This is a genomic window from Vicinamibacterales bacterium, from assembly GCA_036504215.1.
GTDB lineage: Bacteria > Acidobacteriota > Vicinamibacteria > Vicinamibacterales > Fen-181 > FEN-299.
Genome location: DASXVO010000022.1, coordinates 38,933 through 45,932, shown reverse-complemented (window position 1 = coordinate 45,932; position 7,000 = coordinate 38,933). Strand labels below are relative to the sequence as shown.

The window sequence follows — 7,000 nt, the reverse complement described above, 5'->3', positions numbered from 1 at the left end:
GTTTCCGCCGACCATGTTCGCGAGTTCACCGAGGGCGTCGCGCACGTCGTCGTTCAGGCTGGTGGGCAGGTCCACGCCGATCATCCGGCTGGTAAACAGGAACGCCTCGTTGAGCCCACATTCCACTAGCACGGCACCCTTCCAGGTGCCGGCCAGCGAGATGGCGGCGGTGATCAGCTCACCCTTCGGCGGCCACGGCAGTTCCTCCGCGTGCACCTCGAGATTCATCATCGTCTGAAAGACGTTTTCGACGATCTGGTTCACGATCGGGCCGAAATCCTGGATCTCGGTTGACTCCATATGCGCTCACCCCTCAGGACACGGCCTTGCGATAGACCGACGCCTGCCCAACGACCTGACGCGCGTAGTTGCCGTCGAGGTCAAGGATTGCCTCGGCGCCTCCGAGCAGAAGGCACCCATCATTACGCAGCACGGTCCGCAAGGCCGCCAGGATCTTCTTCTTGGTCGGCACGTCGAAGTAGATGAGGACGTTGCGGCACATGATCACGTCGAACATCCCCAGCGGCGAGGGATTTTGTCGCAGGTCGAACCGCTCGAAGGTCACCATGGATCGGACGTTGTCCTTCAGCTGCCACTCGAGTCCCTGCTTGCTGAAGTACCGGACCAGGTGGGCCGCGGGCAAGCCCCGGTTCACCTCAATCTGCATGTACCGGCCCTGGCGCGCCCGCTCGAGCACCTGGGACGACAGGTCGGTCCCGATGATTTGGATGCTCCAGCCCTGAGCCAGGAGCCCCATTTCAAGGAGCAGGATTGCCAGGCTGTAGGACTCCTGGCCCGACGAGGCGGCGGCGGACCAGAAACACAGGCGGCGCGTGGACTCACGGGCCTTCATCAGCGCCGGGATGATCTGGGTCTTGAGGGCGTCGTAGTGCGCCGGGTCGCGGAAGAACAGCGTCTCATTGGTCGTCATCGCCTCGACGACGCGCAGTCTGAGGTCGCCTTGGCCGGCCTTCAGACGTGCACAGATCTCGTCGATCGTCTTGAGCTGCTCCTTCTTCAGGATCGGCATCAGCCTGGCCTGAAGCAGGTAGTGCTTGTCGTCCTCGAGGACGATGCCGGATTCACGATACACGTAGTCCTGGAGATATTTGTACGTCTCCGGACTGATCCCCTGGAACGGGTTCGGGTCCTGCCGCGCCGTGCCCTCCGCCTGCAACGTCATAGCCACCCGCTCTCAGACATGCCTGAGTATTTCCGGCACGATATCATCGATTCCGACGATTGCATCCGCGAGATTCGCGCGAGCGATGGCGCCGGGCATACCCCAGACGACGCTCGTCGCCTCGTCCTGGATGATAACGCGGGCACCGCTCGACCTGAGCAACTCGACGCCGCGGAGGCCGTCCTGCCCCATCCCGGTCAGGATGACCGAGACCACCTGGCCGCCATAGACCTCGTGCGCGGAGCGGAACAGCACGTCCACGGCAGGCCGGCACGAGTTCTCGGGCGGAGCCTGGTCCAGCGCCACCACGACGCGGTCGCCCTGTTGGCGTACCCGCATGTGGTAATCGCCGGGCGCGATGTAGACCGTCCCGCGCTGCACGGCGAGCCCCTCAGCCGCCTCCACGACTTTCAACGCCGTCTGCTTCTGCAGTCGCTCGGCGAGCAGTCGCGTGAAGAGCGGCGGCATGTGCTGCACGATGAGGACCGGCAGCCTGAAATCGCCCGGCAGCGCCGGAACGATGTGCGACAGCGCCGTCGGTCCGCCAGTCGAGACGCCGATGACGAGCGCCTTGGGCGCCAGGTGCGGCCGGAAGTCCGCCACGACCCGCACGGGGCGCGGGCCCCGTCCCGGCATCGGACGTGCGACGGATACCGCGCCCGACGACGGCTCGGCCCTCAGGAAGAACTGGTTGATTCGAGGCACCAGTTCGCCCCTGAGCGCCGCGAGCGATTCGCCGACCTTTCCCACGTTGGCGGCCTTCGTCACGTAGTCGTCCGCGCCAAGCATGAGCGCGTCGATCGTGGCTGTCGCTCCGCGGGCGGTCAGCGTGCTGAACATGATGACCCGAAGGTTCGGGTAGTCCTTGCGGATGCGACGCAGCGTCTCGAGGCCGTCCATTTCCGGCATCTCGACGTCGAGCGTGATCACGTCCGGGTTGGCCTGGGGAATGCGTTGCAGCGCGATGAGACCGTTGGCAGCCGCCGCCACCACTTCGATGCCGGGATCCTCGCTGAGCGCCTGCGTCACGAGACGGCGGATCACCACCGAGTCGTCCACGACGAGCACGCGGATCTTGGTGCCCGCGGGGATGGCGCGCCGGACAGCAGTGGCCACAGACCCTACCCTACTCCACCACACCCAGGAGACGCAGTTTGCCCTGGATGATGTCCTTGGTGAACGGCTTCATGATGTACTCGTTCGCGCCGGCCTCGAGCGCCGCGACCATCTGGTCGACCTGCGTCTCGGTCGTCACCATCATGACCAACATGTCGGCGTTCCTGACGTCCGCGCGGAGTTGCTGGACGAACTCCAGCCCGTTCATCTCCGGCATGTTCCAGTCGACCAGCGCCAAGGAGATGGCGACATCCGCCTCCCGTTCCCGACCGACGATTGCCAGCGCTTCCTTGCCGTTTTCGGCATGGATCACCTGGAATCCAATCTCCCCGAGGATCCCCGCCAGAATCCGCCGGATCGTACGAGAGTCGTCCACCACCATCGCTTTCGGCATAGAACCTCATCCCGTTCACGCGGAGGACGGAGCGGCCCGCCCGCGGGCGCCGCCGGCTCCGTCCCCGACGAGCCCGCTAGATCGCGAACCGCGACACGACCAACTGCAGCTGTCCGGCCATCTCGCCGAGCGCCCGTGCTGCCTTCTGCGTATCGGTGGCCCCTTGCGCGGTGGACTGGGCGGCCCCTGCCACACTCGAGACGTTTCGTGCGATCTCCGCCGAACCGCGCGCGGCTTCGCTGATGTTACGCCCGATCTCGTTCGTTGTCGCCGTCTGTTCCTCGACCGCCGAGGCGATCGTATTCGAGACGTCGTCGATCTGCGTGATCAGGCCGCTGATCTGGCCGATGGCCTTGACGGCACCCTTGGTCTCGTCCTGGATCGCCTCGATCTTGTGGCTGATCTCCTCGGTCGCCTTGGCGGTGGCCTTGGCGAGTTCCTTGACCTCGTTCGCGACGACCGCGAAGCCCTTGCCCGCGTCGCCGGCGCGCGCCGCCTCGATCGTCGCGTTCAACGCCAGCAGGTTGGTCTGCTCGGCAATCGACGTGATGACCTTGATCACGTTGCCGATCTCGAGCGAGCTGTCGCCGAGCTTCTTCACCGTCAGGTTCGTCGTGTCGGCGACCCCGACCGCGTGCTTGGCCATCTTGGCGGCTTCGTTGGCGCTCTTGGCGATCTCCCGGATCGACGCGAGCATCTCCTCCGAACTCGTGGCCACGACGGTCAGGTTCTTCGACACCTGCTCGGAAGCCGCTGACACGACGTTGGTCTGCGTGGCGGTTTCCTCGGCATTCGCCGACATCTGCTGACTGATCGCGTTCAGCTCTTCGGACGATGCGCCGAGGCCGCGCGCCTCGCGGCCGATCTGCACGATCGGGTCGGTGATCACCTCGAGCGTCTGGTTGACGCCCTCGATGACCTTGCGGAACTCGCCGGCGTGACGCGCGACCTCGACCCGCGTCTTGATGCGGCCGGACGCCGCAGCGTCGGTGAGGACCTTGGTGTCCGCCACGAGCGCCCGGATCGCGTCGATGCAGGTGTTCAGGCTGTCCTTGATCCTGTTGTAGTCCCCCTGGTGCTGCGCCGTGATCTTGTCCGGGATATCGCCCTTGGAGATCCGGTCCATGTACTGGGTGGCGCTGTTCAGCGGCGTCACGATGCTCTCGACCGTGCTGTTGATCCCGCTGACCAGGCGATTCCAACCGCCGACGAACTTCGCCGCGTCCGCCCGCGTGCTCAGCTGGCCCTCGGTCGCCGCCTTGATGATCCGATCGGTCTCCAGGAGGAGATCGGCCATCGTTTGCACCATGGCGTTGAGGTTGTCCTTGAGCTGGTTGAAGTCCCCATAGTAGGTCTCGGTGATCCGCGGAGGGATCTCGCCCTTTGCGATGCGGTCGACGTAGCCGGCCGCCGTATTGAGCGGTCCGATCACGGCCTCGAGGGTCGCGTTGACGCCTTCGACCACCTTCCGGTACTCACCCTGATGACGCGAGGCCTCCACGCGGGTGGAGAGCTGTCCCTGGGCGGCCGCGCGCGACAACCCGTCCATGTCTGCGACCAGCGCCCGAATCGACTCCATCATCCTGACGAACGCGGGAGTCAGCTGGTCGTCCTCGGACGCCCGTCCCGTCCCGTTCCCGATGGCCTTGAACGCCTCGAGATCGTGGAGGTCGCCATTGCCGACGTTGACGGCGGTCTTCTGCAGTCGCGTCAGGACGTCGTGCATCCTGTTGATTGCCTTCGCCAGGTTCTGGAAATCGCCGACGAAGTCACGCGGCATCCGCTCGGTGAGGTCGTTGACGCCCATCTTCCACAGCACGTCTCGCGCGATGTTCAGCGGACCGATGACGGTGTCGAGCGTCCGATTCACGCCCTCCACGATCTTACGATAGTCGCCGCCGTGTTTGGTGGCATCGGCGCGGGTGGCCAGTTTGCCGGCCACCGCGGCGTCGGCGAGCATGGCCGTATCGGCGACGAGGGCGTTCACGTTGTCGATACAGTGATTCAGGTTGATCTTGATCTCGTTGAAGTCGCCCCGGTACGCATCGGTGATCTTCGGCGGGATGTCGCCGGTGCTGATCCGGTTCACGTACTCCGCCGCCATGTTGAGCGGCCCGATGACTGCGTCAAGCGTCGCGTTGACGCCCTCGACGATCTTGCGGAAGTCACCGCCGTGACGGCTCGCGTCGGCCCGGGTGGCCAATCGACCCTCGATGGCGGCACCAGACAACATCGTCGTGTCGGCGACGAGCGCGTTCACGTTGTCGATGCAGCCGTTGAGGTTCAGCTTGATCTCATTGAAGTCACCATTGTACTCGTCGGTGATCCTCGGCGGGATGTCGCCCTTGCTGATGCGATCCACGTATTCCGCGGCCATGTTGAGCGGCCCGATGACCGCGTCGAGGGTCGCGTTGACGCCCTGGATGATTTCCCGGTATCCACCCTGGAACCGGTTGGCATCGCCGCGCGTGGCCAGTCGTCCGTCGACAGCCGACGTGGACAGCATGTTCGCCTCGGCCACGAGGCCCCGCAGTGACGCGATTGTCGTCTGGAGGGCGGGCGCGATCTCGTCCCTGTCGTCCTGGGCCCGGACCTCGTCGCTGAGGTCACCCTCGGCGATGTGCTTCATCACGCCGATGACATTCGTCTGGAGCACCTCGGCGAACTGGTCCAGGGCCTGTGCCGTGTGACCGACCTCGTCCCGCTGCGTGACGCCCGCACGATGGCTCAGATGGCCCTTCAGCAGTTCACCGACCAGCGTGACGACCTTCGCCATCGGCCGGGTGACTATGCTCCGCAGTACGAAGAAGGCGACGAAGATCGCGAGGATGAATGAGAGCGCCGCAATGGCAATCACGGTGTTCCGCATGCGAGGCACCGCAGCCGTCACGGTGTCCATCGGCACGTCCACCACCAGGCACCACGGCGTCGTCGTCCTGCCGACCACGAGCGGCACCATTGCGGTGTAGAGTTCCTGTTTCGTCTCGGGATCGGTCCTAGTAAAGGTGGTCAGCTTCGCCTGCCGGATGGCGGCCATCATCCGGTCCGTGTCGCTGCCGGCCTTCATGTCCGTGTTCACGAGTTCGCGCCGGTACGCGGCGACGTACTTGGCGTCGTACGTCAACAGCGAGACGCGGCCCGTGCCGAAGGGCTTGAGCTCGCTCACGAGCTTCTCGATGGCGTCGAGAGCCACGTCCACGCCGGCGGTCCCCACGAACTTGCCGTCGCCCTTGATGGGGACCGACAGCCGCGTCACGAGGGCAGTCCTGTTGCCGATCTTCCGCGTGGCCGGCGGCATGATGTACTCTGCGCCCGTGTTCTTCGGCACGAGGTAGTAGTCCTCGTTCGGCGTGGCGATTTCGTGAACCGAATTGAGGACGGTGTCGGCGTCCACCCGGCCCCAGTACGGCACGTACCGGCCCTCGCCATCGGCGCCCGGCGCGTTCTTGAACTTGGCATCCTTCTTGTCGAGCGCGTTCGGCTCCCAGGACGTCCACGTGCCGACGAGGTCCTTGTCGTCCTCGAGCACCTTCTGAAGCATGACCGCGTACTGGATGCGGTCTGTGAAGTCGCGTGCGCGGAGTCCTTCGAACGAGCTGGCCAGCGCTCGCGCTGAGTTCAGCCCCTTCTCGAGGGCGCGCTGCACGTCGCTAGAGGTGGCCATGGCTTCAGCCCTGGCACGCTCGTACGCCTGTTCGCGGACGGCATCGCCCCCCATGATGGAGACGGCGATCGCAGTCGCCCCGGCGGCCAGGAGGACCAGCAGACCGATCAACGCCGACAGCTTCTTCCCAAGATCCATGGTTCCGAACATATGTCAACCTTTGCGAATGCGCGCTCATCGAGCAACCGACGTTAACCGCGTCCCGGATGAGGCGCGACATCCGTCGCGCTTCATCCGACCACGTCCCAGGCAGCCGCTCCCTCACTTGGCGGGGCGGCGCCTGGTCACCAACTACTCCTTCTTCAGCGTCGTCTTCACCAGCGGCGGAACCGCCATTTCCTGCACGACGGCCTTGACCTTCTGGATCGCCATGCCGTCCTTCGCCACGGTGATGACCCACTCACCGCGGGCGATGCCGCTGATCATCCACTCGCCCTTCTCGTTGGTCTTCACCGTCGTCCCGCCCATGCCCGGGAGGTCTGCGCGAACAGTCACGTCGACCAGGACCGCCCCGGCCTCGTCCACAACCTTGCCCGTGAGCCGGCCGAGGCCCCGCCACTGTGCCGCGGCACTGCCCGCGAAGAGCACCGCCAATGCCAACCCGATGATCACGACCCGTTTGCTCAACATAACGTCTCCTCTC

General features: G+C 65.1%; 6 protein-coding genes. All 6 read right to left on the bottom strand.

Annotated features, from left to right (window positions below; translation table 11 throughout):
* Window positions 1-264: chemotaxis protein CheX (locus VGK32_05975; protein ID HEY3381297.1), on the bottom strand; the 264-nt coding region annotated here is incomplete at its 3' end.
* Between the two features lie 49 nt (window positions 265-313).
* Window positions 314-1,183 (bottom strand): protein-glutamate O-methyltransferase CheR, encoded by an 870-nt coding sequence (locus tag VGK32_05970; protein ID HEY3381296.1) that lies wholly within the window; start codon window positions 1,181-1,183, stop codon window positions 314-316.
* A 12-nt stretch (window positions 1,184-1,195) separates the two neighbouring features.
* Window positions 1,196-2,299, bottom strand: coding sequence for a chemotaxis response regulator protein-glutamate methylesterase (locus VGK32_05965; GenBank protein HEY3381295.1), 1,104 nt, complete (start codon window positions 2,297-2,299; stop codon window positions 1,196-1,198).
* A gap of 10 nt (window positions 2,300-2,309) precedes the next feature.
* On the bottom strand, window positions 2,310-2,693 hold the full coding sequence (locus VGK32_05960; protein HEY3381294.1) for a response regulator: 384 nt from the start codon (window positions 2,691-2,693) through the stop codon (window positions 2,310-2,312).
* A gap of 76 nt (window positions 2,694-2,769) precedes the next feature.
* On the bottom strand, window positions 2,770-6,507 hold the full coding sequence (locus tag VGK32_05955; GenBank protein HEY3381293.1) for a methyl-accepting chemotaxis protein: 3,738 nt from the start codon (window positions 6,505-6,507) through the stop codon (window positions 2,770-2,772).
* A gap of 141 nt (window positions 6,508-6,648) precedes the next feature.
* Window positions 6,649-6,987 carry a carboxypeptidase-like regulatory domain-containing protein gene (locus VGK32_05950; protein HEY3381292.1) on the bottom strand — a complete coding sequence of 113 codons (339 nt, stop codon included), beginning with the start codon at window positions 6,985-6,987 and terminating at the stop codon, window positions 6,649-6,651.
* Between the last annotated feature and the right edge of the window lie 13 nt (window positions 6,988-7,000).

Bases quoted from the DNA above. Each gene is read 5' to 3' on its own strand.
- VGK32_05970 (HEY3381296.1), bottom strand. From the start codon at position 1,183: ATGACGTTGCAGGCGGAGGGCACGGCGCGGCAGGACCCGAACCCGTTC.
- VGK32_05960 (HEY3381294.1), bottom strand. From the start codon at position 2,693: ATGCCGAAAGCGATGGTGGTGGACGACTCTCGTACGATCCGGCGGATT.
- VGK32_05950 (HEY3381292.1), bottom strand. From the start codon at position 6,987: ATGTTGAGCAAACGGGTCGTGATCATCGGGTTGGCATTGGCGGTGCTC.
- VGK32_05955 (HEY3381293.1), bottom strand. From the start codon at position 6,507: ATGTTCGGAACCATGGATCTTGGGAAGAAGCTGTCGGCGTTGATCGGT.